Genomic DNA, 16,099 nt, shown 5'->3' on the forward strand with positions numbered 1-16,099 from the left:
GGACACGACGTTACCGGCGGCCTCCGGAAAGACGACAGGGCCTCTTTCCCAAGGTCGGACAACGAAAGCCCCGGCTCGGGGTATCGGCAGGCACGGTCCCCCTCCCCGGGCCGGGTCCCCGAGGTCTGTAATGGGAAGGACGGGGAGGCTGGGATGATCACCAGACGAGAGTTCCTCGAGACCACGATCGGGGGAACGGCCGTCGTGCTGCTGTGCCGAGAGCCGATCAGTGGTGTGGCGGCCCCCGTGGCCGTGCTCGCCCCCGAGGGGATCGCCAAGTACGTGACGCCGCTTGTCGTCCCCCCGGTGATGCCGCCGGTGTCCCTGGAGGGGGAGCCGGTCGACCGGTACGCGATCGGGGCGCGTCAGTTCACGCAGCAGATCCTGCCACCCGGGCACCCACCCACCACTGTGTGGGGCTACGGGGCCGTGCAAGATCTGCGGACCTTCGGCAGCCCGGGGTTCACCATCGAGGCGATCGTCGGCCGTCCGGTGCGCGTGCGCTGGGTGAACGAACTGGTCGACCAGAACGGCCGGTATCTGCGGCATCTGCTGCCGGTGGACCCCACCCTGCACTGGGCCAACCCGCAGGGCGGGCCGGCCGGGAGGGACAGGCGTGCCGACTTCCGCGGCACCCCCGGACGTTACCAGGGGCCGGTTCCTCTGGTCACTCATCTGCACGGGGGACACAGCGCCGACCACAGCGACGGGTTCCCCGAAGCGTGGTACCTGCCTCAGGCCGGGAAGCTTCCGGTGGGTTACGCGACAGAGGGGTCCTGGTACGCGAAGTTCGCCCTCCGCTACGCCGAGGCCCACGGCGGGTCGTGGAGCCCGGGCTCGGCGGTGTTCCACTACGGCAACGATCAGCGGGCCGCCACGATGTGGTACCACGATCACACGCTGGGCGTCACCCGGCTGAACACCTACGCCGGCCTCGCGGGCTTCTACCTGCTGCGGGGCGGGCCCTCCGACCTGCCGCCGGGTGTGCTGCCGGGCCCGGCGCCGGCTGCGGGCGACGGCGGGCGCGGGCCGTACCACGAGATCCCGATCGTGATCCAGGACCGGACGTTCTTCGCGGACGGTTCGCTGTTCTACCCGGGCGGGCGCGCCTTCTTCGACCACTTCCGCGGGCCGTACGTGCCCCACGGTGACGTCCCGCCCATCTGGAACCCGGAGTTCTTCGGGAGGGCGATGATGGTCAACGGCCGCACGTGGCCGTACCTGGAGGTCGAGCCGCGCCGGTACAGGTTCCGCCTGCTCAACGGATGCAACGGGCGCGTGCTCAACCTGAAGATCGTGGCGGATCCGCGGGCCCGGCGTCCGGCACCGGTCGCCCTGCCCGTCTGGCACATCGGCTCGGACGGGGGCCTCCTGCCCGCGCCGGTGGAGCTCGGTCGCACCCTGCTCGCCCCGGCGGAGCGCGCCGATCTGATCGTCGACTTCACCGGTGTGCGGCCCGGCACCGCGCTCTACCTGATCAACGAAGGGCCCGACGCCGCGTTCAGCGGGGACCCCCGTGCGGCACCGGCCGACCCGGCGACCACCGGGCAGGTCATGAGGTTCACCGTGATCGACTCGCGCGGGCCGGACCGCAGCGTGCCCCCCGACCGGCTCACCCTGCCGTCGTTCGCCTCCCCCGGACCCGCGAAGGCAACCCGGAAGGTGGCCCTGCTGGAGCACGACTCGGCGGTCATGAGAGGCGCGGGCCCGACGGCGGCGCTGCTCGGCACTCTGGACGGTGAGGGGCGGCCGGAGCCCAGGATGTGGTCCGATCCGATCACCGAGAATCCCGCCGCCGGGGCCATCGAGGTGTGGGAGATCCACAACCTCACGCCGGACGCCCACCCCATCCACGTGCACGAGGTCCTGTTCCACGTTCTGGACCGCCGGCCCTTCGGCGGCTCCCCCCGGCCGCCGGAGCCGTGGGAACAGGGGTGCAAGGACACGGTCATCGCCTACCCGAAGCAGGTCACCCGCATCGCCGCCCTCTTCGACCGGCCCGGGCTCTTCGTCTGGCACTGCCATCTGCTGGAGCACGAGGACAACGAGATGATGCGTCCCTACCGCATCGGCGGTTGATCGGCCCCGCCGCCGAACCGTCCACGCAGCATCTCAGCCGTGCGCGCCACCGCCGCCCGCACGGACGGGCTCATGGGGCCGCCCACCGCGAAGTCCTCGCCCTCGATCCCCAGCAGCAGGAGCCGTCGGGGGAGTCGTCCGAGCGCGCGGGCCAAGTCGATGGCGTCGGCCAGGCTCAGGACATGGGAACTGCCCTGCCACGTGGGAGCCAGCCCCAGGGCGCTGTGCCGATGCAGGGTGCCCGGCGGCGCCCCGGACATGGCGGCGTCGACGACGATCGCCAGGCAGGCGCCGGTCCAGCTCTCGATCAACTCGGCGGCGTCGCCGTAGTTCTCCAGGACCACGACCGAGGGAGGGAGGGAGTCGCGGGCCAGCAGCCGTACCACCTCCAGGCCCGCGGCGTCGTCGCCCCGGCACTCGCAGCCGAGGCCGATCACGACGGTGCTACCGGGCGTCGACATGGACGTCCAGGAAGTGGGCGGAACAGGAGATGCACGGATCGTGGTTGCGGATCGCCCGCTCGCACCACTCGGCCAGCCGCTCCGCGGGCAGGTGGAGACGGGGTTCGATGAGATCGCGCAGGTCCATCTCGATGCGCGCCTGGTTCTGGGACGTCGGGGGGACGATGTCGGCGTCGAGGATCAGGCCGTCGGGGCCGACGCTGTAACGGTGGTAGAGGGTGCCTCGGGGTGCCTCGGAGGCGCCGTGCCCGGTCGCCTCGCGGACGTCGACCGGGACGGCCGGACGGTCGGGCTCGTCGAGCCTGTCGATGATCCGCAGTGCCTCGTCGCACGCGTGCACGATCTCCACGGCCCTCACCACGATGCTGCGGAAGGGGTTGCGGCAATGGCCGTCGAGACCCGCCCCCGCGGCGGCCTCCCGGGCCGTCGGGGACAGTTGCCGGTGGTTGAGGTTGTAGCGGGCCAGCGGCCCCACGAGGTAGCCGGTGACACCGTCCAGCCGGGCGTGCAGTGCGGTCGAGTGCGGCACTTGTTCCTCGACGATGTGCGCCGGCCACTCCTCCACGCCGAACTCGCCGCCGGCGGTGGCGACCGACCCGGACAAGATGGCGTACTCGGTGGGGTGGCGCAGCGCGAGGAAACGGTAGGCGTGCTCCACATCGGGGAAGTCGAAGCCGGCGACCCAGGAGACGGTGGCCAGCGCGTCCTCACGGGCCCTGAGCAGCCGCTCGGCGGCGGGCGCCAGGTCCCGCCGGGTGGGAGCGCGGTAGAAGCCACCGACCCGCACGTTGACCGGGTGGATCGGCCGGCCGCCGACGGCCGCCACCAGTACGTTGCCGGCCTTCTTCAACGCCAGTCCCCGCTCCACCAGGCCCCGGTGGTCGGCGGCCATGGCGATGCCGCTCTCGTAGCCGAGGAAGTCGGGCGCGTGCAGCAGGTAGACGTGCAGCGCGTGCGACTCGATCCATTCCCCGTAGTACATCAGGAGGCGGAGATCCCGCAGCGGGCCGGTCACCTCCGCCCCACAGGCGGCCTCGACGGCCTGGCAGGCGCTCATCTGGTACGCGACCGGGCAGATCCCGCAGATCCGGGCCGTGATGTCGGGTGGTTCGGTATGGTGACGGCCCCGCAGAAGGGCCTCGAAGAAGCGAGGCGGCTCATAGATGCGCAGCCGCAGGTCAGTGACGCGGCCGTCGCGGGCGCGGACCAGCAGCGCGCCCTCGCCCTCCACGCGTGACAGGCCGCTGAGCCGGATCGTCTTGTGCGTCACGTTCGTCTCCTGCCTCGTGCGCGCGTTCGGCCGCCTGGCGGAAAGGTTCCTCGGTCGCGTTGAAGGTCCGGTAGACACGGACCAGCTCGGGTGTGCTCATGCCCAGCTCCTGCAGCCGCCGGTTGAGCGACCGCGCGTTCGGGCTCTGCATGGGACCGAAGCAGCCGTAGCAGCCCCGGTCGAAGGCCGGGCACAGCGCGCCGCAACCCGCCTGGGTCACCGGTCCCAGGCACGGCGTGCCGTGCGCGACCATGACGCAGACGTTCCCCGCGGCCTTGCACTCGACGCAGACGCTGTGGGACGGGACGCCGGGGCGGCGGCCGGCGAGGAAGGCGGAGATGACCTCCAGGAGCTGCCTCTTGTCGATCGGGCAGCCGCGCAGCTCGAAATCGACCGGTACGTGCGCGGAGATCGGTGTGGAGCGATCCAGCGTGGCGATGTAATCGGGACGGGCGTAGACGATCGAGAGGAACTCCTGGACGTCGGCGAAGTCGCGCAGCGCCTGGATGCCCCCCGCGGTGGCGCACGCCCCGATGGTCACCAGGCGCTTGGACACCCGCCGCACGTGCTTGATCCGCTGGAGGTCGTCCGGCGTGGTGACGGACCCCTCGACCAGCGACAGATCGTATGGTCCCCGCCCTGGGGCGCTGGATGCCTCAAGGAAGTAGGCGATCTCCACGTCGGCGGCCAGTGCGAGCAACTCGTCCTCGCAGTCCAGCAGCGTGAGCTGGCAGCCGTCGCAGGAGGCGAACTTCCACACGGCCAGCCGCGGCCGCCCGGCCCGCTTCCCTGCATGGCCGCTCCGGCCGGTGGGCACCCGGCCCGTCACAGCTCCCTCACCTCCAGCATCCACGCGACCCGCTCGTAGTTGACCACCGGGCCGTCCAGGCACAGCAGCAGCGGGCCGAGCTGGCAATGCCCGCAGCGCCCCACCCCGCATTTCATGTTCCGCTCCAGCGACACCTCCACCCGGTCGCGCCGCACCCCCCGGCGCACCAGCTCGGCCGCCACCGCCCGCATCATGATCTCGGGACCGCAGACGAAGGCGAAGGTGCGGCGAGGCTCGAAGACGATCTTGTCGATCAGGCGGGTGACCAGTCCCACGGGGCCCCGCCACGCGGGGTCGGGATGGTCGACGGTCACCCGCACGTCCAGCCCGTGTTCCCGCCAGCGCGCCAGCTCCCGCGGATACATCAGCGTCGCGGGCGTCCGGGTGCCGGCGATGACGCTCACGCGGCCGTACCGCGACGGACGCCGGAGCAGCTCCTGGACGACGCCGCGCAACGGCGCCAGACCGAGGCCCCCGGCCGCCACCACCACGTCCAGCCCGGTGGCGGCGGCCACGTCCCAGCCGGTGCCGTACGGCCCCCGCACCCCCACGACGTCCCCCCGCCGTTTCCGGCACAGGGCGCCGCTGACCGCCCCCACCGCCCGTATCGTCTGCACGTAGCCGCCCGACCGCGCACGGCCGCTGATCGACATCGGGATCTCGCCGACCCCCGGCGCGTAGAGCATGGTGAACTGCCCGGGGACGAACGGCGGGCAGGTGCCGTGGACCGGGGCGAGCGTGAGCGTGACCGTGTCCGCCCGGTCGGGCCGGCGCGAGCGCACCCGGTAGAGCTCCGGTGTCATCGGATGCACGCCAGCTCCTCGGTGACGTCGATGCCCACCGGGCACCAGGTGACGCACCGGCCGCACCCCACACAGCCGGACATGCCGAACTGGTCGTACCACGTGGCGAACTTGTGGGTCAGCCACTGGCGGTACCGGGCCGACCCCGAGCCGCGGACCGGCGCGCCGCCCGTCTCGGAGAACTCCAGGGTGAAGCAGGAGTCCCACACCTCGGCGCGCTCGGCCGCCCCGTCGGTGAAGCCCGTGGTGTCCTCGACGGTGGTGCAGAAGCATGTCGGGCACACCATGGTGCAGTTGGTGCAGCTCAGGCAGCGCGACCCCACGTCCTGCCAACGCGGTGAGTCGTGGGCCGCCGGCAGCCAGTCCCGCACGCCGTCCAGGTCCACCTGACGGCCCATGTGCCCGGCCGCCGTACGCGAGACCTCACGGGCCGCGGTGATGTCGGCCTCGTCGGCGGGGGCACGATCCAGGCCCCTGGCCACCGCTTCGCCGCGCTCGCTGCCCACCTCGACCAGGAAGCGATGTGGATCGGCCAACTCGGTGAGCGCGAGATCGAACCCGGTGGTCGCCCGGGGACCGGTCCCCATGGAGACACAGAAGCACGTGCCCCCGGGCACCGCGCAGTTCACCGCGACGAGGAACAGGGCGTCCCGGCGTCTCCGGTAGACGGGATCCGGATGCCGGCCGCCCAGGAACACCCGGTCCTGCACGGCGATCGCGGCCAGGTCACACGCGCGTACCCCCAGCAGGGCGACGGACGGCGCCTCCGGCTCGGCCTCCTCGACCGTCTCGTCCCGCACCCGGAACAGGGCCTGCCGTGGCGGCTGGGTGTAGCGCTTGGCCGAATCAGGGCCGGCGGCGAAGTCGAACATCATCTCGCCGCCCCGCTCCGTCATGCGGTAACGGCCGGGCTCCTGCTCGTCCCCTGATCCCTTCGGCAGGTCCGTCTCAGAGCTGATCTCACTCATGCGGACGACCCGGTTCTTGATCGTGGGCCCCACTACGGTGTAGCCACGGCTCCGCAGATCGTCGATCAAGGGGCCCAGCGTATACACGATGACGGGATCCATGCGACGCCCCCTCCCGCCCTGTGTGCCTACCTGCGGTAATACCCACATTACGGCGGGGCCGCGTAGCCTCGTCACGGCCGCTCCTCCCGACCGGTGCGACCAGCCGATGCCGGCCGCGGCGGGAGACGCCGCCGCGGCGAGGAGGCCGGCGATCGCGCCGGTGACCGTCACCTTCGAAGGCCTCCTGCCGGTCTGGAGCTTCCCAAGCCGTTTCTCGACCGTTCCCTGGTCCAGCCTGCGGCCGTTCGCGCGCGGCGCGGCGGTCACCTCGGCGGGACTCGTCTCCGTCACCGGGCATTCCAAGACGTCCATGATGGAATCCCGGTATGGCGTATCGCGACGGCTCGATATCCATTCGTGAGCGAAACCACCTGCTTGTCCCGACGCACAATGTGTGCACTGAGACAGAGGGATACGTCGCGGGAGCGCTGCGGCGGCACGCGGGGCCGGCTCCGCCGGTCACGCAGTGTAAGGGGCGGGGCGGCGCCCCGGGGCGGAGAAGCGCACTGTCCTTATGGAACGCATGACGAAGCGTTCAAAAGCCGAGTTGTGGAATCAATATTTGAGAGAGGCTCACATATTGGCCTCTCTCTAGGTGCACGCTGGAAAGTTGAATTTTGTATAAAGGTTCATCTGGGTATTCGCGGGCATCTCTCAATCCGCCTCGAAGGGATGAGGTTGGAAGGTCCCATTTTCATATACTTAGGCGCTATTGGAGAGGCCGCTGCCATACTGTGTGGGAGCGCTCCCGCGGCTTGGGGCCGGAGCACTCTACCTATCCCCGGATCGCCCGTCGTCTGGAAGAAAGGTGCCGATTCTCCATGACGGCACGTGACGAAAGCCCGCCATCCCGGTCGATCATGGACGGGGAAGTCACCACGGGCCGGTCCGGGGGCGTTGACGGCCTCCTGCGCGGGCGGCGCCGATGGGCCCGGCACCTGTGGTGGTTGTCCCTGGTCGCCGGGGCGGCCGGTGCCGTCGTCGTCTGGCTGGCCACCCCCCACGGGCGGGAGACGCAGACGGCGTGGGAGCTCGTGGCCAAGCTGACCGTGTTCGCCTGCCTGTGCGTGGCCATCGCGTTCTTCCCGTGGGTGTCGCCGCGCCTGCAGTGGCTGGTCTTCATCCCGTTCGTCTTCTTCACCGGGTACGTGATCCCGCGGATCAGCTGGTTCTACTTCGGCGACGGCGCACGCGCGCAGGGCGACGGTTTCTACACGCACCTCTATCTGCTGCTCTATCCGGCGATCGTCCTCACGGTCGCCGCCGCCTACCGGATCGGAGGCGGCAGCCGGGGCCGCTGCCTGAAAATCATGGCGACCGGCGTCGTCATCCTGTTCTCGGGGTTTCTCGACATCATGTGGTTCGTCGTCAACCCGGTGGCGATCCCCGAGGTCATCGACGCGCCCCACATCAACCTGTTCACCGGCGGTCCGATCTCGTTCGGCGCGACCATCCTGTTCGCCCTCGCGCACGTTCCGATCGTCGTCGGGATCAACCTGCTTCCCCTCGATCGCTGGATCACCCGCCTGCTGGGGGCCGGGGAGCTCACGCCGGTCCGGTGACCGGCTCCGGCGGCCCGTCTCGTCATGGCCGTCACGCCCGCATCTGAAGCCCTTCCGGGAGGTGAGATTTGCCGAACACGCATGTCGGGGCCCGCACCGTCGACATCTCGGTGGCGGCGCCCGCGTACAACGAGGCGGAGACCATCGCGGCGGTGGTGACGGAGTGGCGCGACTACCTCGAACGGCACCCGGCGGTCGGCGCGTGGGAGATCGTCGTGTGCGACGACGGGAGCAAGGACGCGACCGGAGCCATCCTCGCGGCCCTGCGGGCCGACTGCCCCGAGCTCGTCGTCGTCTCGTTCGACCGCAATCGGGGCGCGGGCGCCGCGATCGCCGCCGCGATCGCCCGCACCCGGCTGGACTGGGTCGTGCTGCTCGACTCGGACGGCCAGTTCCCGATAGCCAATCTCGACGCGTTCATCCCGCGCATCCAGGCCGGTGAGGCGCTCGCCTTCTCCGGCGCCCGCATCAGGAAGGCCGACGGCCTGCCGTATCGGTGGGGATCGGCGGCCAGCGGCGCGGTCAGCAACGCCCTGCTCCGCACCCGCTACCGCGACTTCAACTCGATCTTCAAGGTGGTCAGCGGCCCCCTGTTCCGCGCCCTGCCGCTGGAGTCCGGTGGGATGAACTGCTCGACGGAGATCACGGCGAGGGTCGCCGAGCTGGGCCACACCTGGATGGAGCTTCCCATCGAGCACCGGCAGCGCGGCGGCGGCCGTCGCGGGTGGCGGTTCTGGAAGGGAGCGCGGGACCGGGCGCTGTTCGTGGGCTACGTGGGGTACCGCAACTGGCTGCTGCGCCGGGGCGTACTGCGCGCGCCGGGCCCGCCAGGGGCGCCGCCGCCACGGCCGGTGACGGCCCGTGTGACGGAGGAAACCCGATGAGTGCGCGCCCCCTGAGCTCGGTCACCATGTTCAGCGGCGGGCGCGGCGGGGCCAGCATCGCGCGCCGGCTGCTGAGCATCCCGGGGCTCGGCCTGTCCCTGGTGATCAACGGGTACGACAACGGGCTGTCCACCGGCGCGCTGCGACGGTACCTCCCGGGGATGCTCGGGCCGTCCGACTTCCGCAAGAACTGCCTGCTCCACCTGGACCGCGGCGATCCGCAGCAGGCCGCGCTGATGTCCGTCCTCGAACATCGCCTGCCGGCCGGGATCACGCCGGAGCGCCTCGGGGACCTCATCGACGAGATCGCCTCGTCCGGGCGGTGCGCGGGCCGTCCGCCGTCCGGCTCGGACACCGGCACGCCGTTCGACGCGCTGCGGCCGGAGGCGCGAGAGGAGATCACGCGGGATCTGCGCCTGTTCGCGCGCCGGCTCGGCGCGGAGCCGTACGGGATGGACCTCGGCGACTGCGCGCTCGGCAACCTCGTGTTCGCCGGTGCGTATCTCCGCACGGGGGAGGACTTCAACGCCGCCGTCCGCTCCTGCGCCCGCACGTTCGGCTCCCCGGTCCGGCTGCTCAACGTGACCGGCGGCGAGAACGCCTTCCTCGCCGCGCTCAAGCGGGACGGCCGCCTCCTGGCCGACGAGGCCGACATCGTCGCGCCGCAGGACGACGAGGCGATCACCGACCTGTTCCTGCTCCGTCAGCCGATCGGCCACCGGTGCCGGGCCGAGCTGGAGGCGCTGCCCGCCGCGCGGGTGCGGGAGGTCCTGGCCCGCCACCGCGCCGACGTCACGCCGAGCCCGGAGGCGCTGGACGCGATCAGGGACACCGACCTCCTCGTGTACGGGCCGGGCACCCCGCACTCGTCGCTCCTGCCGAGCTACCTGACGCCGGGCGTCACGGACGCGATCGCGGCGAGCCGGGCCGTGGCCAAGGTGTTCGTCGTCAACACCCGGGACGACCACGACATCCAGGGGCTGACCGCGCCTGATCTGGTCGACCTCACCCTGTCCTATCTCGGCGACCCCCGCAACGAGCGGCGCACCGTCACGCATGTCCTGTGCCCCCGCCCCGCGACGCCGTCGGACGGCCTGCCGCCCGTGCCCCCGGTGCCGCGAGCCGTGATCGACTGCGGCGAGTGGGCGGGGGCGCGGTGGGTCACGGCCGACCTGGAGGACCCCGGCCGTCCCGGCGTGCACGGGGGCCGCAGCACGGTCGACGCCCTGACGGCCATCTGCGGCGAGGCGGCACTGGCGGGAGCCGAGTGACCCCGTCGCAGGCCGGCGTGCTCGCCGGCCGCCGGACCTGGCTGTGCGACCTCGACGGCACGCTCGTGGACTCGTGCCCGGCGCACGAGGCCGCGTTCCGCCAGGCGATCGCGGAGATCGCGCCCGGCGTGCTCGGCTCGTTCCGGTACGCCGCCCACGCCGGCGCGAGCACCGCCGAGGTGGCGTCACGCCTGGTCCCCGGCGACGCCGTCGCGGCCGAGCGGCTGGCCCGGCGCAAGCAGCGGCTCTACCGCGAGTACGCCGAGGCGGGAATGGTCGCCGTGCTGCCCGGCGCCCGCCGCCTCCTCGAACGCCTCACGGACGACGGTCGCACGGTGTACCTGGTCACCAGCGGCAGCCGCGGGTCGGTCGAGCGGGTCCTGGCGGCGTGCTCCCTGGGCGGCTACTTCCGGGCCGTGCTCACCAGCGACGACGTCCCGGTGAGCAAGCCCGATCCGGGGTTCTACGCGTACGCCTGCCGTCGCTGGGCCGTCGAGCCGGCCGACGCCGTGGCCGTGGAGGACTCCGCGCACGGGGTGGCGTCCGCGGTCGGCGCCGGGCTGGTGACGCTCCAGGTCCACGCCGCCGAGCCCGCGGCGGGGGCGATCGCCGTACCGGACCTCGACGAGATCGTGTCCCTCTTCCACCAGGAGCAGCGGTGAGTGAGCGCGTCTGCGCGGTGATCCCGGCGGCCGGGCGTGGCACCCGGCTCGGTTTCGGCATCCCGAAGATCATGGTCGAGATCGCCGGCGGCGTCACCGTCTGGCACCTGCTCCACCGGCGGCTGCGGCCCCGGGCCGAGCACGTCCACGTCGTCGTCTCCCCCGAGGGCGAGGCCCCGTTCCGGCACCTCGCGGCCGAGGAGATCGGGAGCGGCGCCGTCTCGGTGAGCGTCCAGGACGAGCCGACCGGCATGGGAGGCGCCATCTTCGGTGCCGCCCCGTACTGGGAGCCGTACGACGCGATCCTCGTGGTGTGGGGTGACCAGGCGAACCTGTCCCCGGTGACCGTCGGCCGCGTCGTGGCCGCCCACCGGGGGGCCGGGCTCACGATTCCGCTGGTGCCGATGGCGGATCCGTACGTCGAGTACGAGATCGCCGGCTCCTCGCTCGTGCGGGTGCGGCAATCGCGCGAGGGCGACGCGTGCCGCCCCGGCGGGCTGAGCGACGTCGGCGTGTTCTGCCTCGGCACGGACGGGCTGCGGGAGCAGTGGACGCGCTATCTGCGTGACGCCGCCCCGGGTGCCGTCACCGGCGAGGTCAACTTCCTGCCGTTCCTTCCCTACCTGTCGCAGGCCGCCGGCCGGCCGCTGACCGTGGTGCCGGTGGACGACCCCGTCGAGGCGCGCGGCATCAACACCCAGGCCGATCTCGACTTCGCCCGGCAGGCGTACCTGCGGGACACCGAGGCCGGCGGCCGATGCGCGAGCTGACGGCCCGGCCGCGCCCCGTCTACGTCGTCTGCGCCGAGACGCCGCCGGATGTCGTCGGCGGGCTCGGGCGGTACGCCGAGCGGATGATGGCCGCCCTGCGGCACCTCGGCACGCCCGTCGAGGTGTTCGGGGCCACCGCGCGGCACAGGGCGCCACGGACGGAGCGGGTCGGCGACGTCACCCTGCACCGGGTGCGCACACCCGGCGGTGGCCGGGCCGAGGGCCGCGCGCCCTGCGGTGACCGGGCCGGGGGCGTCACCGGAGCGCCGGCGGCCGTCCGGCACGTCGCCCGGATGATCGGGATGCTCCTGTTCAACGTGCGTGTCGCGGCCCGCATCCTCAGGGCCGGCGCCGGGCCGTCGGGATCGGTCGTCGCCGTGCACGACTGGATGGGCTGCGTCGCCGGGATCCTCTGCCGGGTGCTCGCCCGCACCCCGGTGGTGTTCCACGTCCACACCCGTGAGCTCAACGCCGGCCCGGCCCGGCGCCGATCCGCGGTGGCGGCCGGCATCGCCGCGCTGGAGACCGCACAGGCGCGGATGGCACGCCTGATCGTGGTGCCGAGCGTCGGGATGCGCGACGATCTCGCGGCGTGCGGATGGCCGGCCGACCGGCTGCGGGTCATCCCGCACGGCTTCGAGGACCCCGAGCTGCTGCGGCTGGCCGGCCTCACCGGCGACGAGCACGACCGGCTCCGCGTGGCGGTCCGGCGCCGCTACCTGCCCGGCGGCGACGGACGGCTCGTGGTGTTCGCCGGCCGGCTGTCGCCGCACAAGGGCGTACGCACACTGATCCGGGCGGCTCCGCTGATCGCCGGGGAGCGTGACGACGTGCGGATCGTGCTCATCGGCGCGCAGGCGCCACGCACCGACGAGAACGCGGAGGTGGCACGGCTGATCGAGCAGACGGGCGCCGGCCGCCACGTGATCGCCGGGTACCGTTTCCTGGGCTCCGCCGAGGTGTTCGCCCATTTCCTGGCCGCCGACGTGTGCGTGTTCCCCTCCACGTACGAGCCGTTCGGCCTGGTCGCGATCGAGGCGATGGCGCTGGCCCGGCCCGTGGTCGTCGGCCCCGGCTACTCCCCGGAGGTGGTGGGGGACGGCGCGGTCCGGTGCGAGCACGACTCGCCGGAGGAGCTGGCCGACGCCGTGCTGCGGTGCCTGGACGACCGGCCGGCCGCGTCCCGGCTCGGCGGACGCGGCGCCGCCCATGTCCGCGAGCGGTACACGTGGGCACGGACGGCCGAGCTCACCCTGGCGGCGTACGCCGAGCTGGCCCGGTGACGCGCCGGCGACCGGCCGGGGACGTGCGCGCCCGCGTCGCGCGGATCGTCGACGGCCACCGCTGGGCGGCCGGGCCCGCGCTCGTGAGCATCCTGGCCAGCGGCACCGCGGCGGCCACCACGCTGGTCATCGCCAGGGGGATCGGCGCCGCCGCGTTCGGCCACTTCACCGTGGTCCTGACGATCGCGCTGATCGCGACCGTCGCCATGCTCACCAGCCTCAACTACGTCATGTTCCAGGAGCTGCCGCGCGCCGAACCGGCGGACCGGCCGGCCCTGGTGACGACGGCGCTGTTCTCGACGCTGGTGCTCGGGACGGTCCTGCTCGCCGCCGGGATGCTGGCCGCGCCGCTGCTGACCGCGGCGCTCGGCGTCGACACCCGTACGCTCGCCTTCGGCCTGGCGCTGGCGCTGTCGATGACCCTGAACCAGCTCACGGAGAGCTTCCTGCGCGGGCTGAAGAGATTCAGGCTCGTGGCCGCGCTCAAGCTGGCCGTCGCCGTCGCCTACCTGGCCGGTTCGGCGTACTGCCTGCTCGTGCTCGGGATCGGGGACGCCGAGGTGTACCTGGGCGCGCTCATCGTGACGAACCTCGTCTTCGCCGTCGTGGCCGTGGCCGGGTTCGAGGTGGCGCCGGGCACCTGGTCGCCGGCCCTCGCGAGGTCGCTCTACCGGCACGGCGCGTACGTGACCGTCATCGCGACGTTCACCGCCGTGCTCTTCGGCGTCGACGTGATCTTCCTCAACCACTGGGCCGGGCGGGCCGACGTCGGGGTGTACTCCCTGTACAACGGCTTCCCCAAGCGGCTGCTCGGCGTGGTGTTCACCGACGGGATCGGCCTGGTGCTGCTGCCCATGCTGGCCACGACGGCGAAACCCGCCCTGATGCGGAGGATCGCGCGGCTCGCGCCGTCCGTCGCGGGGGCCACGGCGGTCTTCTCCTTCGCGGCCGGCCTGGTGTTCTTTCTGGTGATGGGCGAGGAGTACCCGTACTCGGCCGGTCTGATGGCGCTGGCGGCCGCGGGCATCGGCGCGCACGCCGTCTTCAACCTCTACTTCGTCGCCCTGTCGATGGACGGGGTGCGGGGCGCCAAGGTGCTCATCGCCTGCCTCGCCGCCGGGACGCCCGCCGCGCTCGCCTGCCAGGCGGTGTGCATCGCCTGGTGGGGGCTGGTCGGAGGACTGGTGGCGTTCGCTTTCAGCAATCTCGTCCTGGTGGCCGTCGTGGCGGCCGCCGCCGGCCGGGTGTACCGGGCGGACGGCCCGGTGGCGGTCACCCCACCTGCAGAGGAGACCGATCGATGAGGATCGCCTGCGTCGTCAACCAGTATCCGCCGAACATCACCGCCGGGCTCGGCCGCTACGTCGAGCTGATGACGCCGTACCTGGCCCGCGACCACCGGCTGGCCGTCTTCACGCTCAACGACGGCCACCAGCCCGTGCACGAGCGGGGCGACGGCGTCACCGTCTACCGCCCGCTCGGCCGCGTCCTCGGTGCGATCGGCCGCCGCCGGCGGCTCAACCGCACCCGCGGCGCCGAGTTCGCCCTGCTCGCGCTGAACGTCGTGGTCAGCAACTGGCGGTACTTCCTGCGGCTGCGCCGCGCGGCCCGGGGCGAGCGGCCCGACCTGGTCGCCGTGCACGACTCGACGAACTTCCTGTGCGGACTGCTCTGCCACTACGTGCTGCGGCTGCCGGTCGTCTTCCACGTGCACACCACCGAGTACGGCGTCGCGGCGCAGCGCACCATCACCGACCCGCTGAACGTGTTCGCCGCCGTCGAGCGGTGGCTGGCGCGGATCTCCCGGCGGGTCGTCGTCGCCACCCCGGAGGTGCGCGCGGAACTGGCCGCCGCGGGCTGGAACCGGACGCCGATCGACGTCGTGCGCCTGGGCGGCACGTACGAACGGTTGCTCGCCGACCCCGCGTTCGACCGCGACGCGCTTCGCGCGGGAGCCGCCGCCCTGCGGACCCGGCTCGGCATCGCCGCCGGGGACCCGGTGCTGCTGTTCGTCGGCCGCATCGAACGGCAGAAGGGCGTCTACCCGCTGCTGGAGGCCATGCGGAAGATCGCCCCCGCCGTCCCCGGCCTGCGCCTGGTGATCGTGGGGGAGGGCGACGACGCGGGTGTGGCACGGATCGTCGCCGAGACGGGCCTGGACGGCCGTGTCCTGACGTCCGGCGGTTTCGTCGGCGGCACAGCGCTCCTGGAGTTCTACGAGATGGCCGACGCCTGCGTCTTCCCCTCGCTGTTCGAGCCGTTCGGCCTGGTGGCCACCGAGGCGATGGCCCTGGCCCGACCCACGATCCTCGGCGACGGTTTCTCCCGCGTCTTCCTCGGCGACCCCGACCGCCCCGCCGTCCGTTTCGTACGAAGCGCCGACCCCGCCGACATCACCCGCGTCGTGGTCGAGGTCATGACGGATCCCGGACTGCGCCGCACACTCGGCACCCGGGGAGAGAGGTTCGTCAGGGAGAACCTGAGCTGGAGCAGGGCGGCCGCGGAGACACTCGCGGCCTACCACGCCGCACTCGGACGGGCACCGGCCGGGCCGGCTCAGACGGACCGCCGTGAAGTGAGCTCAGGCCTTGGCGTCCGATCTGGACGGCGAGGCGGTCTCCCAGATGTGGAAGGCCAGCCCGATGCCCCAGAAGACTATCGACCACAGGGGCCAGAAGAAGTGCTCTGAGTCGTAGACCCACCACACGACGACCTGGGCCAGATTGGCCGCGAGATAGAAAAGCACGTGGAGCCGCAGGCTCCACTTCCTGGTGCTCTCGCTCTTCGTCGATCTCATGTCCGCAGGCTAGATCGATGCACTTGATGAGGAGTGAACCGTTCGTTCAGTGATCGTCAAGTGGGCCGACCCTACATTGACCCGTAAGAAAGGTGCGATCACCATGAAGGGTTGACATCGATGACAACGACTCGCCGAGCGGTGCTGGCCGGATCAGCCGGGATCGCCACCGGCGTTCTGCTCGGGGCGCCCGCGGCGCAGGGACACTCCCGGGCGGGAGCCAAGCCCAGACCCACGGTGGTACTGGTGCACGGCGCGTTCGCCGACGCCTCCGGTTGGAGCGGCGTCGCGGCCCGGCTCATCCGCGACGGTTACCCCGTCATCGCCCCGGCGAACCCGCTGCGCGGTGTGGCCGCCG

General features: G+C 72.1%; 15 protein-coding genes and 1 pseudogene. 11 read left to right on the forward strand and 5 right to left on the reverse strand.

All coding sequences use genetic code 11. From position 1 onward, the window contains the following. Positions 1–153 precede the first annotated feature (153 nt). Positions 154–2,079, forward strand: coding sequence for a multicopper oxidase (locus tag ABGB17_RS21450; RefSeq protein WP_347632228.1), 1,926 nt, complete (start codon positions 154–156; stop codon positions 2,077–2,079). On the opposite strand, the gene ABGB17_RS21455 is transcribed toward ABGB17_RS21450, so the two are convergent. Genes ABGB17_RS21455 through ABGB17_RS21475 form a run of 5 tightly spaced genes read right to left on the reverse strand, consistent with a single transcriptional unit; the run spans position 2,061 to position 6,479 of the window. Then, positions 2,061–2,540 (reverse strand): hydrogenase maturation protease, encoded by a 480-nt coding sequence (locus tag ABGB17_RS21455; protein WP_347632230.1) that lies wholly within the window; start codon positions 2,538–2,540, stop codon positions 2,061–2,063. The two genes, ABGB17_RS21450 and ABGB17_RS21455, sit on opposite strands and share 19 nt — an antisense overlap. Further along, the gene (locus ABGB17_RS21460) at positions 2,524–3,810 is read right to left on the reverse strand and encodes a Ni/Fe hydrogenase subunit alpha (protein ID WP_347632232.1); all 1,287 of its coding nucleotides are present in this window, start codon (positions 3,808–3,810) and stop codon (positions 2,524–2,526) included. Before ABGB17_RS21460 ends, ABGB17_RS21455 begins: the two co-directional genes overlap by 17 nt. Next, the gene (locus tag ABGB17_RS21465) at positions 3,719–4,639 is read right to left on the reverse strand and encodes an oxidoreductase (protein WP_347632234.1); all 921 of its coding nucleotides are present in this window, start codon (positions 4,637–4,639) and stop codon (positions 3,719–3,721) included. Before ABGB17_RS21465 ends, ABGB17_RS21460 begins: the two co-directional genes overlap by 92 nt. Continuing rightward, complete coding sequence (locus ABGB17_RS21470; protein WP_347632262.1) at positions 4,636–5,442, reverse strand: FAD/NAD(P)-binding protein; 807 nt, start codon at positions 5,440–5,442, stop codon at positions 4,636–4,638. Before ABGB17_RS21470 ends, ABGB17_RS21465 begins: the two co-directional genes overlap by 4 nt. Beyond that, a complete protein-coding gene (locus ABGB17_RS21475; protein WP_347632236.1) occupies positions 5,439–6,479 on the reverse strand; it encodes a 4Fe-4S dicluster domain-containing protein in 1,041 nt (346 codons plus the stop codon). The genes ABGB17_RS21470 and ABGB17_RS21475 overlap by 4 nt, the downstream gene beginning before the upstream one ends. 193 nt (positions 6,480–6,672) lie before the next feature. Between ABGB17_RS21475 and ABGB17_RS21480 the strand changes: the two genes are divergently transcribed. The 10 genes and pseudogenes from ABGB17_RS21480 to ABGB17_RS21525 all read left to right on the forward strand — a co-directional run. Continuing rightward, a complete protein-coding gene (locus tag ABGB17_RS21480) occupies positions 6,673–6,873 on the forward strand; it encodes a hypothetical protein (RefSeq protein ID WP_347632238.1) in 201 nt (66 codons plus the stop codon). Between the two features lie 499 nt (positions 6,874–7,372). Further along, complete coding sequence (locus tag ABGB17_RS21485) at positions 7,373–8,074, forward strand: hypothetical protein (RefSeq protein ID WP_347632240.1); 702 nt, start codon at positions 7,373–7,375, stop codon at positions 8,072–8,074. A 68-nt stretch (positions 8,075–8,142) separates the two neighbouring features. Beyond that, positions 8,143–8,958 carry a glycosyltransferase family 2 protein gene (locus ABGB17_RS21490; RefSeq protein WP_347632242.1) on the forward strand — a complete coding sequence of 272 codons (816 nt, stop codon included), beginning with the start codon at positions 8,143–8,145 and terminating at the stop codon, positions 8,956–8,958. Then, positions 8,955–10,229, forward strand: a complete 1,275-nt coding sequence (locus ABGB17_RS21495) for a 2-phospho-L-lactate transferase CofD family protein (protein ID WP_347632244.1) — start codon at positions 8,955–8,957, stop codon at positions 10,227–10,229. The genes ABGB17_RS21490 and ABGB17_RS21495 overlap by 4 nt, the downstream gene beginning before the upstream one ends. Continuing rightward, positions 10,226–10,891, forward strand: coding sequence for an HAD family hydrolase (locus ABGB17_RS21500; RefSeq protein ID WP_347632246.1), 666 nt, complete (start codon positions 10,226–10,228; stop codon positions 10,889–10,891). The genes ABGB17_RS21495 and ABGB17_RS21500 overlap by 4 nt, the downstream gene beginning before the upstream one ends. Next, positions 10,888–11,661, forward strand: coding sequence for an NTP transferase domain-containing protein (locus ABGB17_RS21505; protein WP_347632248.1), 774 nt, complete (start codon positions 10,888–10,890; stop codon positions 11,659–11,661). Before ABGB17_RS21500 ends, ABGB17_RS21505 begins: the two co-directional genes overlap by 4 nt. Further along, the gene (locus ABGB17_RS21510) at positions 11,649–12,944 is read left to right on the forward strand and encodes a glycosyltransferase family 4 protein (protein ID WP_347632250.1); all 1,296 of its coding nucleotides are present in this window, start codon (positions 11,649–11,651) and stop codon (positions 12,942–12,944) included. The genes ABGB17_RS21505 and ABGB17_RS21510 overlap by 13 nt, the downstream gene beginning before the upstream one ends. Beyond that, positions 12,941–14,248, forward strand: a complete 1,308-nt coding sequence (locus ABGB17_RS21515; RefSeq protein WP_347632252.1) for an oligosaccharide flippase family protein — start codon at positions 12,941–12,943, stop codon at positions 14,246–14,248. The genes ABGB17_RS21510 and ABGB17_RS21515 overlap by 4 nt, the downstream gene beginning before the upstream one ends. Then, positions 14,245–15,633: a glycosyltransferase family 4 protein gene (locus tag ABGB17_RS21520; RefSeq protein ID WP_347632254.1), complete on the forward strand. Its 1,389-nt coding sequence runs from the start codon at positions 14,245–14,247 to the stop codon at positions 15,631–15,633. The genes ABGB17_RS21515 and ABGB17_RS21520 overlap by 4 nt, the downstream gene beginning before the upstream one ends. Positions 15,634–15,861: 228 nt before the next feature. Further along, positions 15,862–16,099, forward strand: a pseudogene (locus tag ABGB17_RS21525) (hypothetical protein); the annotation flags it as partial.

It is taken from the genome of Sphaerisporangium sp. B11E5 (genome assembly GCF_039871875.1).
Taxonomy (GTDB): domain Bacteria; phylum Actinomycetota; class Actinomycetes; order Streptosporangiales; family Streptosporangiaceae; genus Sphaerisporangium.